Here is a 25,723-nt window from a genome sequence, read left to right on the forward strand (position 1 = left end):
TGTGCTTTAAAATTACCCACAATAACGGATGAATAAATGATGGATGTCCTGAATCCCGTTGCGAATCCCGGTCCTGAACCCCGCTGATCTTTTTCAAGGGTCAGGCTCCTTGTTGATGACTACCACTCCGACCGGCATCAACCGCATTCAGCCCTGAACTGGGCCGGTAGCTGATGTATTATGCAGGGAGAGAGCAGGTATGCAATAAAATCGTATGGGTGCTATGCATGGAGCAGAATCAATTAAAGGGTCGCATCGCGCAAATTCCTGCGGTTGCTCGCTGGCTACGCAACTTCATACAGCTACTCGTGTCCCGCTTCATGACCGACCAGGCATTGCCCAATGCCGCTTCGCTCACCTTCACCACACTGCTCTCCTTGGTCCCGTTGATGAGTGTGATTCTGGTCATTTTGTCAGCCTTTGCGGTGGGTGACCGGGTTATTACCCAACTGCAGAATTTTGTGTTCGAGAACTTCTTGCCCGCCTCCAGTGAGGTGATATACGAGTACCTGAACCGTTTCAGTGAAAATGCCGGCAGCATGACAGGACCCGGCCTGGCGTTTTTGATTGTGGTGGCCCTGCTGTTGATGGCCGAGATCGAGCAGGTATTTAACCGGATCTGGCGGATTGAGAGGACCCGACCAGTGCTCAACCGGTTCCTGGTCTACTGGGCGATTCTCACGCTGGGGCCATTACTGATTGGCCTGAGCGTAGCGGCAACCTCTTACCTGATCTCTATGCCGGTCTTTTCATTGGCGGATAGGCATTTCGGACTGAGCGTGCCGCTATTCAAGACGATGCCGGTGCTGGCCTCCGCGACGGCCTTTAGTTTGCTCTATCTGATCGTGCCAAATCAGCGTATCCGACCCATCCATGCCATTACCGCCGGGGTGTTTGCGGCGTTCCTGTTCGAGTTTACAAAGCATGGGTTTGCGTTTTACATTACCTTCATAGCCCGGTATGAGGTCATATATGGCGCCCTGGCGATGGTGCCGCTGTTTTTAATTTGGGTCTACCTGGGCTGGGCGATCGCCCTGTTGGGTGCGGAGTTTTGCTGTTGTCTGGAAATTGCCGCCGAGAGCAAGACATCCGGTGAGCAACGTCGGGTCGATCCACTGATTCTCCACTTCCGGATTCTCCGGACGTTGTTCGTCGCTCATAAGCGGGGTGAGGGTTGTTCCATTGAACAGTTGCAGCAGGCGCTGAACGAAATCGATCATGACCAGTTGTCGGAACAATTGAACACGCTTCAGCACGCCCGTTTCCTGGCCTACACCGAGGGTGAGCAGTGGCTGCTGGCGCGAGATCTGTCGGCCGTTTCATTGCTGGACCTTTACCATCTGCAGGCAATCGCCCTGCCGGATACCACGCTGCTGCGGGATGATGATCCAGCCGAGCAGGCATTACGAGAAATCGTGCAGCGCGTAGGGCGGGGCCTCTCCGATGAGATGTCGGTGCCCCTCGAGGAGCTATTCCGTTGAGTGGAATTCATCTTTAATGGCCAACCGGGAACCGTTCGCGGATAATTCAGTTTGGGGGCGATGGTTGACCCGAAAAACTGGACGCCTGCGATTTAAGTTCTTGGCGGCGTTATGACTCACTCATAGGTAAGTACAAATGACAATATTCACTGATGTGGTTGTGTTGTTGGTGGCCTTGCTTCATGGATATTTCCTGATTTTGGAAATGTTCCTCTGGGATAAGCCAGTTGGGCTTAAGGTTTTTGGCCAATCTAAAGAGCAAGCGGCTGCCACGAAAGTACTGGCGTCAAACCAAGGACTTTACAATGGTTTCATTGCGGTTGGCCTTTTGTTGGGTGTTATTCAAGGGTCGGCAGGATATGATTTCAAAGTGTATTTCTTGGCTTGTGTTGTTGTTGCCGGCATATACGGTGCAATAACTGCAAGCCGCAAAATTCTTTTTGTGCAGGCTATTCCTGGTGTTTTTGGTCTACTTTTTGTGATTTTATCAAGTCAATAAATTATAGGTTCGCCATAACTCCAGCGTGTGTGCCGGGCATGGCACGAAACTAGAGAGATGAAAGTTATCTCATAAAAAAAGGTGATGGGGGGAATATTATTTATTCCCCCCATCACCTTTTTATTGCTACCTTTTTATTGAGATCAGTTTCATTATGATCTCTCTTCAAGGATCGATGGCATCCGCCCCGATTACGGTTTTGAGATTTCCTGCCAGAAATCGGTGCCGCAAGCCCTTATTGCCTTTCGCGATTCAACGGATTATGAGGATGCGGTACGCAATGCTGTTTCTCTGGGTGGCGACAGTGATACTCTGGCCAGTATAGCCGGGGGGAATGTCGAGGCTTATTATGGCGGCGTGCCGCGGGAGATTGCGAAGACAGCTTTAAGCAGGCTTGATTGGCACTTGCAGGGGTCTGTGTGAATTTCCTGGAAATCTATAAAGAGTAGATCACTGGATAGTACCGATCTCAAAGGGCGATTGACAATAGGGTGTCAAAATATCAACGGCGTTTGCCCCTGAATGGCGCCAATGATGTTTAGTGAAAAAAGCAGTTTAGCAGACATAATAGGAACCACAGATGGATAATCATCTTGCGCCTGAAGAGACAAGTGTCGAACACAACAACGGCGAGGAGTCTTGTGAACCCGCCCCATTAACCCTGCCTGTACCGATTAATACACACAGTCTCTCGCTCGTGCTGCTTGCGGCACTCGCGGTCGTTTTCATGCTGCGATGGGCCATGGCGATATTCATTCCGCTGATGCTTGGCGTGGTGATCAGTTATGCGCTTGCTCCGGTGGTTAACCGGATGAACAGATGGCGGATTCCGAACGCCATCGGAGCCGCGGTGCTGCTGCTTGGTATTGTGGCAGGGGCTGGCTACCTGGTGTATTCGCTCAGCGATGACGCCGCCAGGCTGATTGAAACCCTGCCCGATGCAGCGAATAAGCTGAGACTTGCCAACCAGAAAGAACCGGGAGCCTCCGATGGTGCGATGGAGAGTATGCAAAAAGCTGCCTCCAAGCTCGAACAGGCGGCGAGTGAGACAGGCACTGCAGCACCTGATACGCCGCGCGGTGTGACACGTGTTCAGATTGAACAACCCAAGCTGAATATAAAAGAGTATCTTTGGATGGGGACAAAGGGAGCCGTTGCATTTGCCGGCCAGCTCATATTGGTTTTGTTCCTGGCGTATTTCATGCTCGCTTCGGGTGATACCTTCCGGCGCAAGTTGGTAAAAATAGCCGGTCCCACCCTCAGCAAGAAAAAAATTACCCTGCGTGTGCTGGATCAAATTGCTGAACAGATCCAACACTACCTGCTGGTACATATTTTCACCAGCCTGCTGGTGGGTGTGGCAACCTGGTTGGCATTTCTCTGGATCGGACTGGATAATGCGGCAATCTGGGGTATCGCCGCGGGAGTATTCAATTCAGTACCTTACGTTGGTCCATTTATTGTCAGCAGCGGCACGGCACTCGTTGCCTTTCTTCAATTTGAAACGCTCGGCATGGTTCTTCTGGTCTCGGGAACTGCGTTGCTGATCACCAGCATAGAAGGTTACTTGCTGACGCCGTGGCTTACCGGCCGGACCAGCCGAATGAGTCCGGTAGTGGTTTTCGTCAGCGTACTCTTCTGGGGTTGGTTGTGGGGTTTGTGGGGGCTATTACTGGGCGTGCCTGCCGTCATGATCATAAAGGCGATTTGCGATCATGTAGAGGATCTGAAACCCATCGGCGAACTTCTTGGCGATTAGTACCCAGCCGGACTATCAGCGTACATCCTTGTACCACTCCTCACCCTACAAAAGTACTTTATCAAATTGAAGTAGTACTAATGCAGCGCCAGCTGTTCGTATACCCGATGGGCCGCCCGGGAGATCAACTGCCGGTCGGCTTCGCCGATCAGGGCGTAGCCGAGCTCGCCGTCGATCCAGTAAAAACCCTGGATGCCGTTGTTGCGGTCAAAGCGGAAAGCGGTGTCGCCGGCCTGTTGCCGGTTGCGGCGGATGAACAGGGTCAGCCGGTTTCCCTGGGCATTCTCGTACATGAACTGGGCCGCCGGTTCGCCCTCGCTGGCCAGCAGCCGCCCCCCCAGCAGCTGATAACCCAACTCGCTCAGCACGGGGGCCCGTACCGGTGCCTGCAGCCGTTTGGAGAGCCAGGTGACCAGGTGCTGCTCCTGTTCGGCATCGACCTCCACCGGATGACGTACCTCCGGGCTATAGACCACGTGCGCCATATAGGCGTTGCTGAACAGGCTGGCGGTCTGTGCCGGTTGGCCGTCGAGTCCGCCCCGGCCAAACCAGCCGCCGATGGCACCGATCACCAGGGTCGCCAGCATCACGGCCATTCGCCAGCCGAGGTGCCGGTATGACTGGCCCTGGTTGGCAGGTATCCCCAGGTGTGGCGGTACCGGTTCATCCAGCACGGGATCGTAGAGTGTGTGCAGCGCCTGGTCGATCTGGCGATAGCCCGCCGCCTGCGCCCGCGCCTCATCCGATTCATTCAGATAGGCCTCGACCTCGCTGTGCCGTGCCGGCTCCAGCCGTCCATCGACATAGGCGTGTATATCCTGTTCGGTGACTTGCGGCTGCCGTTCGTTCACTTGACCCTCCTGAGGTGCGACTTCTGCTCCCCGTGAAGCGTGGTCCGGAGATTTTCCCGGGCGCGAAACAGCCGTGACATCACGGTGCCCAGGGGTATCCCCAGTACCGAGGCCGCCTCTTCGTAGCTGAATTGCTCCAGCCCGATCAACAGCAGCACCTGTCGCTGTTTATCCGGCAGCTGGTGCAGTGCCCGCTCCAGCTCCTGCAGCGCCAGCAGGCTTTCCGGTCGTTCCTGACCGGGCGGCTCCGCCATGGCCGTCAGCGACTCAAAGCCGGGACGGCGCTTCAGGCTGCGCATGTCGTTGACGTATATGTTGTGCATGATGGTGAACAGCCAGGGTCGAATGTCGCCTTCATTACGCCACAGCCGCTGCTTCGACCAGGCGCGCTCCAGGCAGTCCTGCACCAGATCATCCGCCGTCCCCGGATCCGCAAGCAGGGCCCGGGCGTAACGGCGCAGCCTGGGGATCTGCTGGCTGATGAGTTGTCCGAATGAGGACATGACTTCTCCCTGTTGCATAAATCTCTACTATTGTAGTTAACACCCGGGCGCGGCATTTATTCCCAAACAAATCGGCCACGGGGTGAATGGCGCTTAGTTAAGCTGGGATACACCTGTTTCCGTCATTCCGGCGCAGGCCGGAATCCAGGAAAACCGCCTCCATCGAGCCGCCTGGATCCCGGCATTCGCCGGGATGACGGTGGTTCTGGGCTTAACCATGTAGCATTCGGCCACGGGATGGAATAAACCCCGGCCCCGGTTGTTTATCACCAGGAACAGGCTTTTTCGGAAAACAACAACACAGAGCGCTAATAGGGAGAGAAAATCATGAACAAGCGTCTTATGCAAACCGCCCTGATCACCTGTCTCCTCGCCAGCGGCGCTGCCAGCACCTCCGGCATGGCTCAGGAGTCCACCCAGGCGGCGATCGATTTCAGGGCCTCGGTGATGACCACCTTCAAGTGGTATGTGCAGCCGATGGGCGCCATGGCCAAGGGGAAGATCCCGTTTGATGCCGCCCGGTTCAAGAGTCGTGCTGAGGGCTTGGCCAACGCCACCCGGCTGGACGTCTCCGAGGGCTTTCCCGAGGGATCGATCGAGGAGAGCGATGCCAAGCCGGAGATCTGGGACAACTGGGATGAGTTCCTGAGCAACTACCGAAACCTGCAGGACGAAGCCGTCAAGCTGCAACAGGTGGCGGCAACGGGGGATGAGCAGGCGATGCTGGCGCAGTTCAAGAAGACCGCCGAGACCTGCGGCAGTTGTCACAAGAAATTCCGCCAAAAGAAGGAGTCCTGAACCCCGCGCCTGGCGGAGTGGCGGGGCACCCACGCGGCCGGGTCGAGCCAATCGGTATCTGATTACCCATCTAGCTCAGGCCGTAGGTTGGGGTGAGGCACGAACCCCGGCATCATGGTGCGCACGCATGAAACCCTGTTGGGGTTCGCAAGCTCACCCCAACCTACTAGTCGCATAGGGTGGGCGCGTAGTTTGTGCCCACCTTTTTGCCCCGTACCACATCTTCCGCGTGGGCACAAAAAGCGTGCCCACCCTACCAAGCTGATTACCCAGCTAGCTCAGGCCGTAGGTTGGGGTGAGGCACGAACCCCAACATCGGTCGCATAGGGGGGGCGCCTGTCAAGCACCCCTGGCCGGGCGCCATTCAGGCTACAAACTCAATCGCCTATCGGGAGTTGTCGGATTCATGTGCTACGCTCTGGAACATCGGCGGCAATGCTGGCGATAAGGAGAGGGAGCGTAACTAAGGAGGAGAATATGGTGAATATGCAGGAAGTGCGCCGGGTGGCAAAGGATCTGGGGCTAAAGACCGGGGGCATCAGTAAAATGAAAATCATCCATTCCATACAGCGGCGGGAGGGCAACTTCGACTGTTTCGCCTCGGCGGTGACGGGGGAGTGCGATCAGTCGATGTGCCGCTGGCGTGAGGACTGCTTCTCTGCCGCAAAAAAGCTGCACAGCTAGCCCATCGCCCCGCGCCGGTCGCCCAGCGCCAGGTGGTACAGGTCCAGGTAGTGCTTGGCACTGCTGCGCCAGGAGTAGTCGTTACCCATGGCGGTGAGCTGTAGCTGACGCCAGGTATCGGTCTGCCACAGCCCAAGTGCCCGGCGCAGGGTGGCCAGGAGGTCGTCGGCAGTCTGGTTGGGGAGGACAAAACCGTTGGCGGTGCCGATTTTAATGTTTTCCGCATCGGCATCGACCACGGTATCCGCCAGACCGCCGACATTGCTTACCAGCGGCAGGGTGCCGTAACGCAGGCTGTAGATCTGGTTCAGCCCACAGGGCTCGAATGATGAGGGCATCAGGAACAGGTCGCCGGCGGCCTCCAGGCGGTGGGACAGCGGTTCGTTATAGCCGATGATGACCTTGATCTGGTCGGGGTGGCGGTTTGCCCAGTGGCTGAGCTGGAGTTCGTAATGGGTGTCGCCGGTACCGACAATGACCAGTTGCACCGGCAACGCCAGCAGATCGGCCATGCCCTGCAGAATGATCTCCAGGCCCTTTTGTTCCACCAGCCGGCTGATCATGCCGATCAGCGGAATGTCGGAGTCGACCGGCAGGCCCAGTTGCTGCTGCAACAGGGTCTTGTTGATGCTTTTTTGTTCCAGATTCTCCGTGCCGTAGGGCGCCTTGAGATACTTGTCGTGCTTCGGGTCCCAGACCCGGCTGTCGATGCCATTCAGGATGCCGGACAGCCGGTGGCGGCGATGCTGCAGCAGACCTTCCAGGCCACAGCCGAATTTCACCTGCAGGATCTCGCGGGCGTAGGTCGGGCTGACGGTGTTGACGCGGTCGGCGAAGGCCAGCCCGCCCTTGATGAACGAGAGCTGGCCGTAGAATTCCAGTCCGTCGAGGTGCCAGAGACCCGCCGGCAGGTCCAGGTCGAGGAAGGTCTGATGATCAAACAGCCCCTGGTACGCCAGATTGTGTATGGTGAACAGGGTGGCCGGCCGGCGGGAGTGCAGCTGCAATAGCGCCGGGGCCAGTCCGGACTGCCAGTCGTTGCCATGCACGATGTCGGGCTGCCAGTTCAGGTTGAGTCGGCTCAGGGCGATATCCACGGCCACCAGGCAGAAGATGGCGAAGCGCAGGGCATTGTCATGCCAGGGCTCGCCGTTGCCGTTGATGTAGGGGCCGCCGGGGCGGTCGAACGCCGCCGGACAGTGCACCAGCCAGAGGGAGAGACCGTTCTCCGGTAACCGGGTTTCGAGCAGTTTGACCTCCTGGTTATAGTACCGGGTGCTGGCCAGCAGACTCGGCTGCTTGACCTTGCGCATCACCTCCGGGTAAGCGGGCAGCAGGACCCGCATCTCCTGGCCCAGTCGGGTAAGGGCCGGCGGCAGGCTCCCGGCGACGTCGGCGAGGCCGCCGGTCTTGATCAACGGAAACAGCTCGCTGGTCAGGTACAGGATTTTGTTCATGTTGTTGTGACGAGCATCAGGCCGGCCAGAGGTGGCAGGTCCAGGCATAACGACGCCGGCCGGCCCATCCAGGGCGTCTCTTCGGCCATCACCACTTCGCCGCTGCCGGCGTTGCTGCCGGCATAATGGAGCGAGTCGGAGTTGAACAGCACCCGGTAGGCGCTGGCGAGCGGGGTGCCGATGCGGTATCCGGTGCGGATCACCGGGGTGAAATTGAGCACCACCAGCACATGCTCATCACCGGCCCTGCGCAGATAGGAGAGCACCGACTGATCCGAGTCGTGGCAGTCGATCCACTCGAATCCCTCATGATCGAAGTCGTAGCGGTGCAGTGCCGGCAGGCTCCGGTAGAGCCGGTTCAGGTCGCTGACCAGTTGTCGGGCCCCCTGGTGCAGGGGGTATTGCAGCACGTACCAGTCCAGCGTCCTGTCGTGGTCCCACTCGTCTCCCTGGGCGAACTCACACCCCATGAACAGCAGCTTCTTCCCCGGATAGGAGAACATGTAGGTATAGAGCAGGCGCAGGTTGGCGAAGCGCTGCCATTCGTCCCCCGGCATCTTGTTCAGCAGCGAGCTTTTGCCGTGCACCACCTCGTCGTGTGAAAACGGCAGGATGAAGTTCTCGGTGAAAATGTAGAGTAGCCCAAAGGTGAGCTGGTCATGGCTGTAGCGGCGGTAAATCGGGTCCTGCTGCATATAGTTCAGGGTGTCGTGCATCCAGCCCATGTTCCATTTCATGCCGAACCCCAGCCCCCCGAGGTGGACCGGCCGGGTCACCTGCGGCCAGGCGGTGGACTCCTCGGCGATCATCAGCGCGCCCGGAAAGCGCTCGTGAACGACACTGTTCAGTTCGCGGAGAAAGGCGATCGCCTCCAGGTTCTCGTTACCCCCATGGGTGTTTGGTAGCCAGTCACCCTCCTGGCGTGAATAGTCGAGATAGAGCATGGAGGCGACGGCGTCCACACGCAGGCCGTCGATATGGAACTCCTCGAGCCAGTAGAGCGCGCTGGCGAGGAGGAAGTTTTTCACCTCGTTGCGGCCGTAGTTGTAGATCAGGGTGCCCCAGTCGCGGTGTTCGCCGCGGCGCGGGTCCTCGTGTTCATACAGCGCGGAGCCGTCGAAGCGGGCCAGGCCGTGCTCATCCTTGGGGAAGTGCGCCGGCACCCAGTCCAGCAGCACGCCGATCCCATGGCTATGGCAGTAGTCGACAAAGTAGCGGAACTCGTTGGCCTCGCCGAACCTGCTGGTCGGCGCGTAATAACCGGTGGTCTGGTAGCCCCAGGAGGCATCCAGCGGATGTTCGGTGATCGGCATCAGCTGGAGGTGGGAGAAGCCGGTCTCCCTGAGATAGGCCACCAGCCGGTGCGCCAGTTCCCGGTAGTTGAGGAAGCGCCCCTCCGCGTCGCGCTGCCAGGAGCCGAGGTGACACTCATAGATCGACAGCGGTTCATGCAGCCACTCCCGATCGGCCCTGGCCGCCATCCAGGCGTCGTCCTGCCACTGGTGGGGGGGCGGTTGCGTGGCCACCGAGGCGGTGCGCGGGCGCAGTTCCATCTGTTGTGAATAGGGATCGGTTTTGGTCAGGATGGCCCCGGAATCGCGGTTACGGATTTCGTACTTATAAAGCGTGCCCTGGGGCAGGCCGGGTATGAACAGTTCCCAGACCCCGCTGGGGCCACGGGAGCACATGGGATGGCGGCGGCCGTCCCAGTGATTGAAGTCACCGATCACGCTGACCCGCTCGGCGTTGGGTGCCCAGGTGGCGAAGTGGATGCCGTCTATGCCATCAATGCACCTGAAATGGGCACCGAGGATATTGTAGATATGGAAGTGCCTCCCTTCGGAGAACAGGTGCAGGTCGTAATCGGAAATCTGCGGGGGAAAGCTGTAAGGGTCGTGAAAGCGGCTGATACGCTGCTGGGTGTCCAGGCGCCGCACCCTGTAGTGCCGGGGGAGTGCCTGAAGATCCCCGGTATAAATAAAAAAGTCGCTATCGCCGACCCGCGGCAGGGCGTGCCCCGGCTGCTCCTGTGAAGATTCCGGGGAGGATTCCGGGGAGACCTCCAGGGAGAGTTCCAGCGTATCGGGCGAATAGAGCAGCAGCGGGCTGTCCGGAGGATGTTTCCGTGTGCCCAGTATGGCGCAGGGGTTGTAATGCGCCGCCTTGGCAATCCGCTCAAGATCCTGCCTGACCGTGGCGAGATAGCTCTGTGCCCGACTGTCCAGTTTATTGGTGGCCGGTTCGTCGGCGTAAGGCGTCATCATGTTGCCTTCCTGTAACGGGAGTAATTCCATAACTATAAATATTATCTATGCAAAACAATTCTACTGCATAAACCGGCAGTTTGTCGGCGGAACATCATGGCAGGGCAATTTTGACTGGATAATTTACATTTTATAACTACGCTTTAGAAGGTGTGACGTGGGCGAAGGTCGAGCGCTGGAACAGCAAGGGAACCGCAGGCGTTTCCTCGGGGATCCGCAGGCTGAAATACACCATGGCCGGTTATCAATTCAATCCGGGTAATCCACAAGGTCGGAGGGTCAACCACGCCACTGATGGTCTATTTTCAGATAAACATACGCTGACTGGAACAGGGAAAGAAAGTCGATGAGGTATAAAAATTCACCCCGCTTTATCAGTTACCTGACCCGCAATACCCTGGCCCTGATATTGGCCGGCGGGCGGGGGGTACGCCTGAAGCATCTCACGAAATGGCGCGCCAAGCCGGCGGTGCCGTTTGCCGGCAAGTTCCGGATAATTGATTTTTCATTGTCCAATTGCGTCAACTCGGGCATTCGCCGCATCGGTGTGTTGACACAGTATAAATCCCACTCGTTGAACCTGCACATTCAGCGAGGATGGGGGCATTTTCGCGGCGAGTTGCGTGAGTTTGTCGAATTGCTGCCCGCGCAACAGCGAATTGAGGAGGCCTGGTACTCGGGTACCGCGGACTCGGTCTATCAGAACCTGGATATCATTCGCACCCACTCCCCCGATCATGTGCTGATTCTCGCCGGTGATCATGTCTATAAAATGGATTACGGCACCATGCTGGCCAGGCACGTGGATTTTAACGCCGATGTCACCGTGGGCTGTATCGAGGTGCCGGTGGATAAGGCGTCGGCCTTCGGGGTCATGGCCGTGGATGAGGAGATGTGCGTCAATAAATTCCTCGAGAAACCGGAATTTCCCGAGTCCATGCCCGGCAGGGAGGGTTATGCCCTGTGCTCGATGGGTATCTATATCTTCAACACCGGCTTTTTGTATGAGCAACTGATCCGTGACGCGGATGATCCCCACTCCAGCCACGATTTCGGCAAGGATATCCTGCCCAGCATCATCGGCCGCTACCGCGTCTGCGCCTATCCGTTCACCGACTCGGACAACCGTGTCCAGGCCTACTGGCGTGACGTGGGGACGGTGGATGCGTTCTGGGAATCCAACCTGGAGCTGACCGACGTCACCCCGGAACTGAATCTGTATGATGAAGACTGGCCGATCTGGACCCTCCAGGAGCAGCTGCCGCCGGCCAAGTTCATTTTTGATGAGGATAAGCGTCGTGGCACGGCCATAGATTCGATGATCTCCGGGGGGTGTATTCTCTCGGGGGCCACGGTCAGGCGTTCGCTGCTGTTCTCTAATGTCAGTGTCAACGATTACTCGGAGGTGGAGTCCTCCGTGGTGCTGCCGGATGTCACCATCGGCAAGCACTGCCGTATTCGCCGGGCGGTCATCGACCGGGGGTGCGAGATCCCTGACGGGACGGTTATCGGGGAGGATCCCGAGGAGGATCAGGTAAAATATTATGTGTCACCGAACGGGGTGGTCCTGGTGATACCGGAAATGCTGGGTCAGTCGCTTCACCATGTCCGCTAAAGATTCAAAGCATACGCAACTGAACGTGATCCTCTACTGGCATATGCATCAGCCGGATTACCGCGATCTGAGAAACGGCGAGTATCAGCAGCCGTGGACCTATCTGCACACCATCAAGGATTATGTCGACATGGTGGCGCATCTGGAAAATAACCGGTCGGCCCGCGCGGTGGTCAATTTCGCCCCCATATTGCTGGAACAGATCGAAGACTATGCCAGCCAGTTGGAGAATTATCTGCATCACGGAAAGTCGCTCCGCGACCCCCTGCTGGCGGCGCTGATCGACCCGGTCCTTTACCTTGATACCCATCGACGACTGAAATTGATCAACTCCTGCCTGCGCGCCAACCGGCAGCGCTTGATCGAGCGTTACCCGCAATTCAAGACCCTGGCGGATATGGCACTGATCGCGGTAAAGGCCCCGGAAAAACTCGCCTATTATTCGGAACAATATTTCATCGATCTCCTGGTCTGGTATCACCTGGCCTGGCTGGGGGAGTCCGTGCGCAGGAACGACAGCCGGGTGAAACCGCTGATGAACCGCGCCTGCAATTACACCATACACGACCGACACCTGTTGATTGAACTGATCCATGAACTGATCAGCGGTGTGATCGCCCGCTACCGGCGTCTGGCCGAGAGCGGACGTATCGAGTTGTCGTTGACCCCCTATGCCCACCCGATGATGCCCCTGCTGATGGATCTGAAGTGTGCCGAGGAGGCCCAGCCGGATATCCAACTCCCGTTGTCACCTGTTTATCCGGGTGGAGCGGAACGGTGTCGCTGGCACATGGAGCAGGGGCTGACGGTGTTCAAAAAGCATTTTGGTTTTGCACCGGCCGGTTGCTGGCCCTCCGAGGGAGGCATCAGTGGCGAATCTATCGAGCTGGTAGATGATCTCGGGCTGAACTGGCTGGCCAGCGGGGAGACGGTCCTGAGAAGCTCCCTGGACAAGTCACGGCTGGAGCAGCCGCCCTGCATCCAGGATGTCTATTATTACCGGGACAGTCGGATTGCCTGTTTTTTCCGCGATGACGGCCTTTCCGATCTTATCGGATTCAAGTATTCCGACTGGCATGCGGACGATGCCGTGGCCAACCTGGTGCATCATCTTGAAACCATCGCCCGGCACTGTGCCGACCGGAGTGCGCCGGTGGTTTCCATCATTATGGATGGGGAGAATGCCTGGGAGCACTATCCGGAAAATGGCTATTATTTTCTATCCGCGCTGTATGAAAAACTGGGCAGTCACAAAGGGCTCAGGCTGACCACCTACAGCGAATACCTAAAGCGGGAGCAGACCAGCAAGGCGAGGCTGGAGCGGGTCGTGGCAGGCAGTTGGGTCTATGGTAACTTCTCCACCTGGATCGGCGAGAAGAGCAAGAATCGCGCCTGGGACATGCTCGTGGAAGCCAAAAAGACCTATGACAAGGTGGTCAGTGCCGGCACGCTGGATGACGAACGTTACCGTGACGCCACCCTGCAATTGGCCACCTGTGAAAGCTCCGACTGGTTCTGGTGGCTGGGTGAATACAACTCGGCGGAAGCCGTGGCGATGTTTGACGAACTCTTCCGGCTGCACCTGAGCAACCTTTACCAGTTGCTTGAAGTGGAATCACCGGACTACCTGACCCGGTTCTTCTCTGTGGGTACCGGGTCACCCGCCATGGGAGGTGCGATGCGGCCGGGTAGACAGGAATGACCGGATCATCCTCCAGCGAGCAGGCGGCGATGGATAAGTCACGTTGCGCGGGCATCCTGCTACATCCGACTTCCCTGCCGGGGCCGCTCGCCGGCGGTGATATTGGCCATGAGGCGTATCGCTTCATCGAATTTCTGCACGCCTGTGGCATCAAGGTATGGCAGATGTTGCCACTTTGTCCGACGCATGAGGATAAGTCACCCTACCAGTGTTTTTCGGCGCATGCCGGAAACCCGGATCTGATCAGCCTCGACTGGCTGGTTGATCGCGGCTGGCTCGACCTCGGTGACATTCGCCTGCCGCCAACGGATGAACAGTACCGTTCACACTGCCTGATACAGGCGCATGCCCGCTTTGTCCGCGCTTCGGGGGGCGGCTGGACGGATCGGCTGAGCGAGTTCCGGCGGCGAAATCAATCCTGGCTGGATGACTTTGCGCTGTTTGTCGTGCTCAAAAACAGCCAGGGAGGGAAGCCCTGGTATCAATGGCCGCCGACGTTGCGTCGGCGTAACCCGGAGGCGCTGGCACAGGCCGCCGGCGAACTGGCGGAAGCGATCGATCAGGCGGTATTCGAACAGTTCATTTTTTTTACCCAGTGGCATGAAATTCGCGACTACGCGGCGCGCCACGATGTCAGAATATTTGGCGACATGCCGATATTCGTCTCCCATGACAGCGCGGATGTCTGGGCGGAACGGGAAAATTTCCGGGTGGATGAGGACGGCGGCATGGCCTTTGTCTCCGGCGTGCCGCCCGATGCCTTCTCCCCCACTGGACAGAAGTGGGGCAATCCCCTGTATGACTGGGAATGGATGCGACGCGACGGCTTCGGCTGGTGGAAGGATCGCCTGGACACCCTGTTGCAGCTGTTTGACCTGATCCGGGTGGATCACTTTCGCGGCCTTGATGCCTGCTGGGAGATCCCGGCACGGGACGAAACCGCGATCAACGGACATTGGCGAGATGTTCCTGGCGAGGCGCTGCTGAGGGAACTGCATGACTGCTTTCCCGCTCTGCCGCTGGTGGCCGAAGACCTGGGGGTGATCACCGATCGGGTGAATGCGCTGAAGGATACCTTCGGCCTGCCGGGGATGAAGGTGCTGCAGTTCGCCTTTGACGGCAATAGCGCCAATCCCCATCTGCCACATCGGCAGCGTCCGGGCGACGTGGTGTATACCGGAACCCATGACAATGACACGACTTTCGGCTGGGTTCAGGACGAAGGGCAGTACAACAGCGATTTTTTTTCAGCCTATAGCGGTTGTCGGAGCGACTCGCCGAAGGAACGGACGCTGGCCATGCTGCGCATGGCTCTCTCCTCGGTCTCCTTCCTCTGCGTGCTGCCCATGCAGGATGTCCTGTTGCTCGACTCCCGGGCGCGGATGAATATGCCGGGAACCAGCTGCGGCAACTGGAGATGGCGCTTCTCCTGGCAGCAGGTCACTCCGGAGTTGACGGAACAGCTCACCCGTTTCATAGCCCTGTACCAGAGGTGAAGACATGCCCAGTGTGCCAACAGGATGCAATGAGGAACTGTTCGAGGCCGCGCGCCTGTCCTCCGACAGCGGCGCCATTGCCAGAGATTTTCAACGCTATCTGACCCAGCATCTCGGACGCTTTATCGGCTGCGTGCCACTCTATCAATATGAGGCGTTGGCCCTCACCATCCGCGACAGGGTCATGACCGACTGGCGGAATACCTGGCGGCGTTATGATGAGCCGGGGGTGAGGCGGGCCTATTATCTGTCGCTCGAGTTTCTGATCGGACGGTCGCTGGGCAACCATATCCTCAATCTCGGGCTTGATCATGAAACCGCGGAGGCGATGCACCGGTTGGCGCTGAATCTGGAAGAGATTATGTCGGAAGAGGTGGACGCCGGGCTGGGCAACGGCGGACTGGGGCGCCTGGCCGCCTGCTTCATGGACAGTTGCGCCTGCCTGCAGTTACCGGTCATCGGCTATGGAATCCGCTACCAGTACGGCATGTTCAGGCAGGAGATCGAGAACGGATTCCAGGTGGAGGAACCGGATCATTGGTTGCGTGACGGCAATCCCTGGGAACTTGAACGCCCCGAGTTCAAGAACCTGATCCGCTTCGGCGGCCGGGTGGAGGGTGTCACCGACAGTCAGGGAAAGCGGCGCAGTGCCTGGGTGGATACCACCGATGTGCTGGCGATTCCGTACGATGTACCGATCTCCGGCCATAAAAACCACACCGTCAATACCCTGCGCCTGTGGTCGGCCAGTGCCACCAGCGACTTCAATCTGGACGATTTCAATGCGGGCAGCTACGCGGAAGCGCTGGAGGCGAAGACCAATGCCGAGCATATCACCATGGTGCTGTATCCCAATGACGTGAGTGAAAACGGCAAGGAGCTGCGCCTGAAACAGCAGTATTTCCTCGCCTCGGCCAGCCTCCAGGATGTACTGAGGATGTGGGAACTCTCCGCGGGGCGCGATTACCGTGACTTCAAGGCGCAGAATGTCTTTCATCTCAACGACACCCACCCGACCATCGCCGTCGCCGAACTGATGCGGCTGCTGATGGACGAAAAGGGGCTGGACTGGGGTCAGGCGTGGGATATCACCAGCCACTGCATGGCCTACACCAATCACACCCTGCTTCCCGAGGCGCTGGAGAAGTGGCCGGTGGCGCTGTTCGAGAGCCTGCTGCCGCGTCTGTTGCAGATCATCTTTGAGATCAACGCGCGGTTTCTGCGCCTAGTCGCCATGAAATGGCCCGGACAAACGCAGCGTCAGCGGCGGATGTCCATTATTGAAGAGGGGGATACCAAACAGGTGCGCATGGCCTATCTCGCCATTGTCGGCAGTTTTTCGGTGAATGGGGTGGCCGCCCTGCATTCCCGCCTGCTGAGCGGTGGCCTGTTCCGGGATTTCTATGAGCTATGGCCGGAGAAATTCAATAACAAGACCAACGGCGTGACCCCGCGGCGCTGGGTGGCCTATGCCAATCCCGGGATGAGTGCGCTGATCACCGAGAAGATCGGTCCCGACTGGGTGCATGACTACGCCAAGATCGCCGCGATTGCAAAGCATGCGGAAGATGCCGGCTTCAAGCAGCGCTGGCATGAGGTAAAGCAGGCCAACAAGCAGCGCCTGGCGGATATGGTGAGGCACTACTGCCAGGTTGAATTCGACACCGAGGCGCTGTTTGACGTACAGGTGAAGCGGATCCATGAATACAAGCGCCAGCTGTTGAACGTGCTGCACGCGATTCACCTGTATGACCGGATCAAGCGCGGCGATATCGGGCACTGGACCCGGCGCTGTATCCTCATCGGCGGCAAGGCGGCTCCCGGTTACCGGATGGCCAAGAACATCATCAAGCTGATCAACAATGTAGCGGAGGTGGTGAACAACGACCCGCAGGTGAATGGCCTGCTCAAGCTGGCCTTCATCCCCAATTACGGTGTTTCGAAAATGGAGGTGATCTGTCCCGGAACGGATCTCTCCGAACAGATCTCGACCGCCGGCAAGGAGGCATCGGGCACCGGCAACATGAAGTTCATGATGAATGGCGCCATCACCATCGGTACCTATGACGGGGCCAATATCGAGATCATGGAGGCGGTGGGGGAGGGCAACTATTTCCTCTTCGGCCTGCACGCCGAAGAGGTCGACAGGGAACGTGCCAGCTATGACCCTGCCCGGCTGATCGGGCAGGATGAGGATCTGGGCCGGGTGATGCACCTGCTGCGCTGTGGTCACTTCAGCACCTTCGAGTCCAATATCTTTGACGAGGTGATCGGTTCCCTGGAGAACCCGCGGGATCCCTGGCTGACCCTGGCGGATTTCAGGAGTTATATCGATGCCCAGGAGCAGGTGTCACGGGCCTATCAGAAGCGTGAGCGCTGGGTCGCTATGAGTATTTCCAATACCGCCTGCAGCGGCTATTTTTCAACCGACAGGACCATCAGTGAATACAATAAAGGGATCTGGAAACTGCAGACCAGACCCCTGGATCAACCGTCCCGTTAAAAAAACAGCAACAAGAGGGATTTGTCTGGGCTGAGAGGGAAGAGGTGCAAATGTCAGATCTAACCGAAACGGAAGTATGGCTGGCACTCAAGCGTCACTATGCGGAGGTCCGCCGGCAACACATGTGCGATATGTTCGACAGCGACCGGCAGCGGTTCGACCGCTTCTCGCTGCGGCTCAACGACATCCTTTATGACTACTCGAAGAATCATATAACGGCCGAGACCCTCGGGCTGTTGCTGAAGCTGGCGGAGGAGGCGCGACTGCCGCGCTGGATCGAGCGGCTGTTCAGCGGAGATGCCATCAATCACACCGAGCACCGGGCGGTCCTGCATACCGCGTTAAGGGCCAGGGCGGAGGATAAGATTGTGCTGGACGGGGTCGATGTGGTCAGCCAGATCCGCACTGAGCGGCAGCGCGTCAACCGGCTGGCGGAGGCGATCCGTACCCGCGACTGGCGCGGCGTGACCAACCAGCCGATCACCGACGTGGTGAATATCGGCATCGGTGGTTCGCACCTGGGACCGCTGATGGTCACCGAGGCGCTGCGGCCCTATACCCTGCACGATCTGGATGTGCACTTCGTCTCCAACGTGGATGAAAACCACATCAACGACGCGCTGGAATTTCTTAACCCGGAGACCACCTTCTTCATCATCTCGTCCAAGACCTTCACCACCCAGGACACCATGGTGAATGCCGAGACGGCCAGGCAGTGGTATATCCACAAGGTCGGATCGGACGAGCAGATCCAGCGCCATTTCGCGGCGGTCACCTCCAATGCCGTGCTGGCGCGGGAGTTCGGCATTGCCGAGGAGAACATCTTCAGCATCTGGGACTGGGTCGGCGGACGCTACTCGCTCTGGTCCGCCATCGGCCTGGCGATCGTCATCGCCATCGGCTCGCGGCAGTTCGACCAGCTATTGGCAGGCGCGCGCGATGTGGATGTGCACTTCCGGGAGAGCCCGCTGGAGCGGAACATCCCGGTCATCATGGCCATGCTCGGGGTCTGGTACAATAATTTCTTCAATGCCCAGAGCATGGCGATCCTGCCCTATGACCAGCACTTGCACTGTTTTCCCGCCTATCTGCAGCAGGCGGACATGGAGAGCAACGGTAAGTGCGTGGACCGCTCCGGCCAGGCGGTGGACTACTCCACCGGCCCGGTGCTGTTCGGTGAGATCGGCATCGCCGCGCAACACGCCTTCTTCCAGTTGCTGCATCAGGGAACCAAGCTTGTCCCGGCCGATATCCTGGCCCCCATCTACACCGTCCGTTGTATCCAGCGCCATCACCGGGCGCTGATGTCCAACGTGTTCGCCCAGACCGAGGCGCTGATGCGTGGCAAGACGGCCGAGGAGGCGCGCCGGGAGATGGGCGAGCAGGGGCTGGACCAGGCGGAGATAGATCGGCTGTTGCCCTATCGGGTGTTTCCCGGCAACCGGCCGACCAGCACCCTGCTGTTCAAGACCCTCGACCCGAAAACCCTGGGCTCGCTCATCGCCCTGTATGAGCACAAGATATTCGTCCAGGGGGTGATCTGGAATATCAACTCCTTTGATCAATGGGGGGTGGAGCTGGGCAAGCAGCTGGCATCCACTATTCGCCAGGAACTGAATGACGCGCAGGAGGTTACCAGTCATGACTGTTCCACCAACGGCCTGATCAACTACTACAAGCGGCATCGGCCGGTGAACAAACCGCCGTCCTGACGAGCATGGAATGAGAATACTGGCTGGTGATATCGGTGGCACCCACGCGCGTCTGATCTATGTGGATGACGATCCGCAGCGTCCGATCAGACGCATCGAGCGCTATGCCTGCGCCCACTACAGCGGACTGATTCCGGTGATCGAGGAGTTCCTCGCGCAGCAGGGCCTCGCCAAGGTCTTCGACGCCGTCTGCCTGGCCGTCGCCGGTCCGGTGTTCGACGGCCGGGCTTCCATCACCAACCTGCCGTGGGAGATATCCACCGACGCGTTGGCCGCCCTGCTGAACGCCCGCTCGGTGTTCCTGATCAACGACCTGGCCGCCGTGGCCCATGCCGTGCCCGGGCTGCCCGCGGAGTCGCTGGTGGTACTGCAACAGGGTACCGCGGGTGCCCCGCTGAATGCGGCGGTGGTGGGGGTCGGTACCGGTCTCGGGGCCGCGCACCTGGTCTGGTGCGACGATCGCTACCTGGCCTTCAGCAGCGAAGCGGGGCACGCCGGATTCGCCCCGGCCACGGCCGAGCAGGAGCGCCTGCTTGCCTGGCTGCATCAGCAGCATGACCACGTGAGTGTCGAGATGCTGCTCTCCGGGCGCGGCATCTTCACCCTCTACCGTTTCTACCGCGACGTACTGGGGGAGCATGAATCCGACCGGCTGCGGGAGCAGATGGCGGGTTTGGAAGACCCGGCACCGCTGATCAGCCGTCACGCCCTGGCCGCCGATGACCCGCTCTGTTGCCGGGCCCTGGCCTGCTTTGTCGAGATCCTCGGGGCGGTGGTGGGGGATGTGGCGCTGCACTACTTTCCGCTCAATGCCATCTACCTGGCCGGTGGCGTGGTGACGGTACTGCAGCCGCTGCTGGGGGACCCGCGCTTTCTCCAGGCCCTGTGCAACAAGGGGCCCATGCAGCACTATCTGGAGCAGCTGACGGTGGCGCTGGTCAACTCCGGCACCGCCGGCCTCGACGGGGCCGTTGCCTATGCCCGCCAGCAGGGCGGCCACGCATGAAACGCCGCCCATAGGGCGGGGCGGGCCCGCCGACCCCTGGGAGTTGTTGTCCACGTGGATGCTGAAAACGTAGGATGGGTGGAGGAGGAACGACGTAACCCATCAAGCAGACAGGCAGACCTTGCACCCCATGCGCGGCGCATGTCGATGGGAAAGGGCAGGCACGGGGGCCTGCCCCTACGAACGGATTCGTCCACCCGGTGTTCATCGGCCCGTAGATGGTAGAGTGGGCACGTTTTTTGTGCCCACGCGGATGCTCAGGTACCGGCGATCAGCTCATCGATGCTGTGCAGCATCGCCGCCGCCTGCTCATCCTCCGTGGCGATCCGTTTCTGTTCGGCCAGCATCTCGCGCAGGATCTCCGCGGTGGTCAGGGGATTGGCCAGCACCACCCGGAATACGGTGATGGTGTCTAGGTCGTACTGCAGCGGCGAGAGCCGGGTGCGGGAGACGAAGCTCTTGCCGGCGGCACGTTGGCTTTTCTGCATCTGTTTGGTCAGGGCATTGAGTTGCCGGTTGATCTCGGTACGCCGCTCCACCGGGGCGCTGCGCAGCGCCGTCTGTACCCGGGCCGGTACATAGCGGTAAGTGAGCAGGTTCAGTTCCGGGCGGGTGACCAGTTCAAAATCGATATCGTCCTCGATCATGGTGGCGAACGTCCGGGCGATATCTATCCCCTTGTCGATCAGCAGCCCATAACCCTTGCGGCCGATGATGTTGAGCGCCGAGTGCACCAGCATGGCGGTACCGGGGCGCGAACCCTCCAGGGTATGGCTGCCCAGATCCTTGGAGCCCTTGCGCAGGATGTACTCGGCATGGTGTTCGATACTGGTGAGCGAGCAAGGATTCTTGAACAGCACCATGCCGGCCCCCATCGGTACATAGAGCTGCTTGTGGGCGTCTATGGTTACCGAGTCGGCCCGCTCGATCCCCTTGAGCAGCGACTTGTGCGCCTCCGAGAACAGGGTGGGGCCTCCCCAGGCGGCGTCGACATGGAAATGGCAACCCTCCTGCCCGGCGATATCCGCCAGCCGCTCCAGCGGGTCCACGTTGCCGGTTTCGGTGGTGCCGGCGATGCCCACCAGGCTGAGTATCCGGATGCGCTGTTGGCGGAGGCGGTCGCAGGTCTCCAGTAGCAGGTCGATATCGATGCGGTTGTCCCGGTCGGTGGGGATGGCGATGATGGCGTCCCGGCCGATGCCCAGCAGATCCGCCGCCTTGCCGAAGGAGTAGTGGCCGCGCTGCGAGATCAGTACCGCCACCCCTTCACACTGGTAGTGTTTGAGCGCCTTGTAGAAGCCCTCCCGGGCGATCCCGCGGAAACCCTCGGTGGCCGGGAACAGCTTGTTGCGCGCCACCCAGAGCGCGGTGATATTGGCCAGGGTGCCGCCGGAGCAGAAGGCCCCCAGGGCGCTGTCGCGGTCGTGCATCCAGCGCTGGTAGTAGGCGTCGTCGTTGGCGTAGATCAGGGCGTGCAGCATGCCCAGCACCTGCCGCTCCAGCGGGGTGAACGCCTTGGAGGTCTCGATCTTGACCAGATTCTGGTTCAGTGCCGTCATGATGCGCGACAGCGGCAGCATGAAGCTGGGCAGCGCGGAGGTCATGTGGCCGACGAAACCGGGGGCGGCGGTATGCACCGACTGGGCCACCAGGGTGTCCAGCAGGAACTCGGTATAGTCGGAGACGAAGCTGGGCTGTTCGGGGATTCGCGGCGAGGAGAAGTCCTGCTCGATGACCGCCAGATCCTGTTCCGTGGCCACGATGCGGTCACGCAGAAAGCCGGTCAGGTTCTGGGAGATCTCCTGGTCGATCTTGCCCAGCGTGGAGTCGGGTGATTCCGGTACGGTGAAGATCCGGTAAAGGTTATGGAGATTGGCGACCGCGTGTTTATGGTCACTCGCTTTGCCTGGGGTCATCATCGCTGTTGGAACACTCTGCTGATTGCCAGGGGATGAATGTAGAGCCTGATTCGCCCCCTGTCGAGTATTTTTTGCTGCTACGCATCATTGATCAGGTCCGGTATATGCCGGCCATCCCTATGTTTAGGCTGAAAAAATTAGGAATTGGTATCGGTTGTAATGATTGGGTATTCTCCATGCCTTGAATCAGGATTGGCGCGGGCGGTAGGCATGGTGGGTTAAGGTCCGCGATAGATGGCATGAACAATCCGTAGTCCGATGGATTCCTAGCGGCTGTAACTGAGGATCTGGCCGCGAAACGGCTGGGCCAGATAGTCCGGATTCTCTGGCTGCTCCTGGCTGTGGCTGTAGCCCCGATTCACCATGTGTTTGCTGAAGCGGGCGTGATTGCCGCGTCCCGGATCGACCAGCACCACCTCGCAATGGGGCTTGGCATGCTGATCGATGAAACCGGACAATAACTCGGCATGGGAGCGCTCATACAGCAGGTCACTGCCGATGAGCAGATCGAATTCGCCCAGGTCGCTCGCCTCGTCTTCCCAGGCGGTGCGCACGAAGGGGATCGCGTTGCCCGCGTTCAATCGCACATTTTTCGCCAGGAACTTCTCCGCTTCCGGGTGATAGTCGGTGGCGGTGATATCCGCCAGCCGGTGGTTCAATACCAGGCTGGCCAGGGCAATCCCACAACCCACTTCAAGAATCCGTTTACCGCCAATCTGGTAATCGAGCATGTGGTGGGCAAGCACCTCACTGGAGTCCCAGACCACGCCAAACAGCGGCCACAGGGCGGAAGAGATGCCCAACTGCTCCGCTGCACCGTCCCTATCGTGAAACTGCTGGCGGTCGCGCAGGGTGCGCAGATGGATGTCCAGATCGCCAAACTCTATGGTCTGGTAGCGTACGCGCATCGAAGTCATGAATAATCGTCAGGTTCGGGTTAAAACGCACGATTAACCTGGGCTATTCGACGCATGAGGGGCCTGCACTGTACAGGTATTCCCCCGATTTGGCTAAATTAACGGTGAATTGATGACGTGTCCGCGTCACTGCGATTCGAAATAGTCGATCATCCGTCGGCGCTGCACCTCGTCGGGCAGCCGGCCGCGGCCGGCCAGCATGTTGTCCTGCATGTGCTTCACCTTGCTGGTGGCCGGTATGGCACAGGTGACCGTGGGATGAGAGACGGCAAACTTGAGAAAGAACTGTCCCCAGCTGGCACAGTCGAACTCCGCGGTCCAGGGTGGCAGCGGTCGGCCCCTGACCCGACGGAACAGGCTGCCGCGCTGAAATGGCCGATTGGCAATCACCGCGATCCCCCGTTCCCGGGCAATGGGCAGCAGCCGTGACTCCGCCTCGCGGTTGCCCAGGCTGTAGGTCAGCTGCACAAAGTCAAAGGCGTGGCGTTGCAGGATATCCTGCAACGCGTTGTGATAACGGCCGTGCGAGGTGGTGATGCCGAGATAACGGATCGTCCCCTCCGCCTTCATCTGTTGCAGGGTCTGCAGGTGGGTTTCCCAGTCCACCAGGTTATGGATCTGCATCAGATCGAAGCGCGGGATGCCCCACGCCCGCCGGGACGCCTCCATCTGCCGGATGCCGCTCTCCCGGCCGTCGATCCACACCTTGGTGGCGGCAAACAGATTCCTCTCCCCGGTCACCCCGGGGAGCAGCCGGCCGATCACCTGCTCGGCCGAACCGTACATGGGCGAGGAGTCGATCATGCCGCCCCCCATGTCGAAGAAGTGCTGGCTCACCGCCTGCAGCTGCGCAAGCAGGGCGCTGTCGCCGGCGGCCTCGAAGGTACGGGAGGTACCCATGCCGATCACCGGCAACAGCTCGCCACTGGAGGGGATCGCCTTGCGTAGCGTCTCTGGCTGTGCCGCCGCTCCAGCGGGCAGGATCAGGCTAGCGGCGAGGGTACCCGCGGTCTGGATAAACCGCCGTCGATTCATCGGGGACAGATGGCGCATACACTATACCTCTTCCATGCTTGGCCGGGCGGCGGCCAGCTTTACCTGCTGCCGGCCCAGGCCAAAGGCGATCCAGGCCCAGAGCAGGGCCAGCGGCACCGCGACCAGGGCGACCCCGGTGAGGCTCATGCCCAGACTGCGCATGCCGGCGTAGACCCAGGCGCTCAGCGCATCGCCGCTTCGATAAACCACGGTATCGATCAGATTCTTCGCCTTGTACTTCTCCTCCCGGGTCAATACAACATATAGCATTTCGCGGGCCGGGCGCATGATGGCGTAATTGCCGGCGCGCCGGATGATCTGCACCAGCAGCAGCACCAGCAGCACCGGCGCCAGGCCGAGCAGGGCGAAACCGGCGGCGAGCAGCAGCGGAACCAGGGACAGTACCACGGCCAGGCCGAACCATTTGATCAGCCGACTGGTGAGGAACAGCTGCAGCATCAGGGTCAGTCCATTGACCGCCAGGTCGATGGCGGCAAACACGGCGGTGCGCTGGGCCGAGTCGCCGAAGGCATCACGCACGATCTGCGCCTGCATCAGGTAGAGAAAGGTCGCCAGGGTGGTGAACAGCAGCATCAGCAGGCAGATTCCCAGCAGGTAAGGGGAGCGAACAACCAGGGTGATACCGGCCCAGATGCTACCGCCCAGCAGCGGGTCATCCGCGGCGGCTGTGGCGGTTCCATCATCAGCCGTGCGGTCATCCGCCGGATGGGCCTCCGACCAGGCCGACAGCCGGGCGATGCAGATGATGGCCCAGGACAGCAGCAGTGCCGAGACCAGCAGCAGGTTCCTGGCACCCAGTGGTTGCACCAGCAGCGTGGTCAGGGCGGGGCCGGCCAGCGCGCCCACGGTGCCGCCGGCGGCAATGAAACCGAACAGTCGGCGCGCCTGGCGATTGTTGTAGATATCCGCCATGAAACTCCAGAACACGGAGACCACGAACAGATTGAACACGCTGGCCCAGATAAAAAAGGCGCGCGCCACGGCGGGCGAGGCCCGCTGTTCATCCATCAGCAGATAGAACAGCAGCATCACCAGAATGAAAAAGCCGTAGACGTAGGGGAGAAAACGGCGCCGGGGAAACCGCGAGCTGACCCAACCGAACAGCGGGACCGCCGCGCTCATGGCAATGAGGGTGCCGGTGAACAGCCACTGCAGGTTCTCCACCCCACCCAGTATGCCCATCTCATCGCGCATCGGCCGAACGATGTAGTAAGCGCACAGCAGCGCGAAGAAGTAGCTGAACGACCACAGCAGCGCCGTCACTTCGGCTGGCTCAACCTGTACCGACTTCAGCAACAGACCGTGAATGCGTGATTGTTTTTGGTATATCGCCAATGTTTCGTGCACCTTTAGAAGTGTAATCAAGCCAACTATAACCCGTACCTGGCGGCAGCCGATATTTTAACCGCCTGGGGCTGTTGCGTGGCGCGCTTTGCCGCCGACGCGTTGGCATTCTAACCCTGATCCGAATGGCACTTACTTAAGCCAAGAACCACTGTCA

Annotated in this window: 20 protein-coding genes; 12 read left to right on the plus strand and 8 right to left on the minus strand. The window is 59.4% G+C overall.

Features of this window, described 5'->3' with window-relative positions:
- Positions 1–227 precede the first annotated feature (227 nt).
- The 4 genes from O9K64_RS09610 to O9K64_RS09625 all read left to right on the plus strand — a co-directional run bounded on the left by O9K64_RS09610 (position 228) and on the right by O9K64_RS09625 (position 3,739).
- Positions 228–1,481 (plus strand): YihY family inner membrane protein, encoded by a 1,254-nt coding sequence (locus O9K64_RS09610; protein ID WP_275097841.1) that lies wholly within the window; start codon positions 228–230, stop codon positions 1,479–1,481.
- Positions 1,482–1,617: 136 nt separating this feature from the next.
- Positions 1,618–1,980, plus strand: coding sequence for a DUF1304 domain-containing protein (locus tag O9K64_RS09615; protein ID WP_275097842.1), 363 nt, complete (start codon positions 1,618–1,620; stop codon positions 1,978–1,980).
- A 180-nt stretch (positions 1,981–2,160) separates the two neighbouring features.
- The gene (locus O9K64_RS09620; RefSeq protein ID WP_335342268.1) at positions 2,161–2,403 is read left to right on the plus strand and encodes an ADP-ribosylglycohydrolase family protein; all 243 of its coding nucleotides are present in this window, start codon (positions 2,161–2,163) and stop codon (positions 2,401–2,403) included.
- Positions 2,404–2,560: 157 nt separating this feature from the next.
- On the plus strand, positions 2,561–3,739 hold the full coding sequence (locus O9K64_RS09625; RefSeq protein WP_275097843.1) for an AI-2E family transporter: 1,179 nt from the start codon (positions 2,561–2,563) through the stop codon (positions 3,737–3,739).
- A gap of 77 nt (positions 3,740–3,816) precedes the next feature.
- Here O9K64_RS09625 and O9K64_RS09630 read toward each other — a convergent pair whose 3' ends face one another.
- Both O9K64_RS09630 and O9K64_RS09635 read right to left on the minus strand, forming a co-directional pair.
- Complete coding sequence (locus O9K64_RS09630; RefSeq protein WP_275097844.1) at positions 3,817–4,590, minus strand: anti-sigma factor family protein; 774 nt, start codon at positions 4,588–4,590, stop codon at positions 3,817–3,819.
- Entirely contained in the window at positions 4,587–5,093 is a 507-nt protein-coding gene (locus tag O9K64_RS09635) for an RNA polymerase sigma factor (protein WP_275097845.1), read from the minus strand. Before O9K64_RS09635 ends, O9K64_RS09630 begins: the two co-directional genes overlap by 4 nt.
- A 327-nt stretch (positions 5,094–5,420) precedes the next feature.
- Here O9K64_RS09635 and O9K64_RS09640 point away from each other — a divergent pair, with 327 nt between their 5' ends.
- Both O9K64_RS09640 and O9K64_RS09645 read left to right on the plus strand, forming a co-directional pair.
- A complete protein-coding gene (locus tag O9K64_RS09640) occupies positions 5,421–5,891 on the plus strand; it encodes a c-type cytochrome (RefSeq protein WP_275097846.1) in 471 nt (156 codons plus the stop codon).
- A gap of 477 nt (positions 5,892–6,368) precedes the next feature.
- Entirely contained in the window at positions 6,369–6,575 is a 207-nt protein-coding gene (locus O9K64_RS09645; protein ID WP_260294209.1) for an SAP domain-containing protein, read from the plus strand.
- On the opposite strand, the gene glgA is transcribed toward O9K64_RS09645, so the two are convergent.
- Both glgA and glgB read right to left on the minus strand, forming a co-directional pair.
- Complete coding sequence (gene glgA / locus O9K64_RS09650; RefSeq protein WP_275097847.1) at positions 6,572–8,032, minus strand: glycogen synthase GlgA; 1,461 nt, start codon at positions 8,030–8,032, stop codon at positions 6,572–6,574. The genes O9K64_RS09645 and glgA overlap by 4 nt on opposite strands.
- Complete coding sequence (gene glgB, locus O9K64_RS09655) at positions 8,029–10,293, minus strand: 1,4-alpha-glucan branching protein GlgB (protein WP_420493164.1); 2,265 nt, start codon at positions 10,291–10,293, stop codon at positions 8,029–8,031. Before glgB ends, glgA begins: the two co-directional genes overlap by 4 nt.
- A gap of 349 nt (positions 10,294–10,642) precedes the next feature.
- Between glgB and glgC the strand changes: the two genes are divergently transcribed.
- The 6 genes from glgC to glk are packed head-to-tail and all read left to right on the plus strand — an operon-like array spanning position 10,643 to position 20,330.
- A complete protein-coding gene (gene glgC / locus O9K64_RS09660) occupies positions 10,643–11,911 on the plus strand; it encodes a glucose-1-phosphate adenylyltransferase (protein WP_275097849.1) in 1,269 nt (422 codons plus the stop codon).
- Positions 11,901–13,613, plus strand: a complete 1,713-nt coding sequence (locus O9K64_RS09665) for a glycoside hydrolase family 57 protein (RefSeq protein ID WP_275097850.1) — start codon at positions 11,901–11,903, stop codon at positions 13,611–13,613. The genes glgC and O9K64_RS09665 overlap by 11 nt, the downstream gene beginning before the upstream one ends.
- Entirely contained in the window at positions 13,610–15,109 is a 1,500-nt protein-coding gene (gene malQ / locus O9K64_RS09670; RefSeq protein ID WP_275097851.1) for a 4-alpha-glucanotransferase, read from the plus strand. The genes O9K64_RS09665 and malQ overlap by 4 nt, the downstream gene beginning before the upstream one ends.
- Positions 15,110–15,113: 4 nt before the next feature.
- Positions 15,114–17,612, plus strand: coding sequence for a glycogen/starch/alpha-glucan phosphorylase (locus tag O9K64_RS09675; RefSeq protein WP_275097852.1), 2,499 nt, complete (start codon positions 15,114–15,116; stop codon positions 17,610–17,612).
- A 50-nt stretch (positions 17,613–17,662) separates the two neighbouring features.
- Complete coding sequence (pgi, locus tag O9K64_RS09680; protein ID WP_275097853.1) at positions 17,663–19,324, plus strand: glucose-6-phosphate isomerase; 1,662 nt, start codon at positions 17,663–17,665, stop codon at positions 19,322–19,324.
- A gap of 10 nt (positions 19,325–19,334) precedes the next feature.
- Positions 19,335–20,330 carry a glucokinase gene (gene glk, locus O9K64_RS09685; RefSeq protein WP_275097854.1) on the plus strand — a complete coding sequence of 332 codons (996 nt, stop codon included), beginning with the start codon at positions 19,335–19,337 and terminating at the stop codon, positions 20,328–20,330.
- 257 nt (positions 20,331–20,587) lie between these two features.
- On the opposite strand, the gene panP is transcribed toward glk, so the two are convergent.
- From panP to O9K64_RS09705, 4 genes are all read right to left on the minus strand, one after another.
- On the minus strand, positions 20,588–22,246 hold the full coding sequence (gene panP, locus O9K64_RS09690) for a pyridoxal-dependent aspartate 1-decarboxylase PanP (RefSeq protein ID WP_275097855.1): 1,659 nt from the start codon (positions 22,244–22,246) through the stop codon (positions 20,588–20,590).
- A gap of 269 nt (positions 22,247–22,515) precedes the next feature.
- Complete coding sequence (locus O9K64_RS09695) at positions 22,516–23,166, minus strand: class I SAM-dependent methyltransferase (RefSeq protein WP_275097856.1); 651 nt, start codon at positions 23,164–23,166, stop codon at positions 22,516–22,518.
- A gap of 126 nt (positions 23,167–23,292) precedes the next feature.
- Positions 23,293–24,219, minus strand: a complete 927-nt coding sequence (locus O9K64_RS09700) for an aldo/keto reductase (RefSeq protein ID WP_275097857.1) — start codon at positions 24,217–24,219, stop codon at positions 23,293–23,295.
- Positions 24,220–24,222: 3 nt separating this feature from the next.
- A complete protein-coding gene (locus tag O9K64_RS09705; RefSeq protein WP_275097858.1) occupies positions 24,223–25,557 on the minus strand; it encodes an NTP/NDP exchange transporter in 1,335 nt (444 codons plus the stop codon).
- Positions 25,558–25,723: the final 166 nt, after the last annotated feature.

This window comes from Sedimenticola hydrogenitrophicus, assembly GCF_029017505.1.
Classification (GTDB): Bacteria; Pseudomonadota; Gammaproteobacteria; order Chromatiales; family Chromatiaceae; genus Sedimenticola; species Sedimenticola hydrogenitrophicus_A.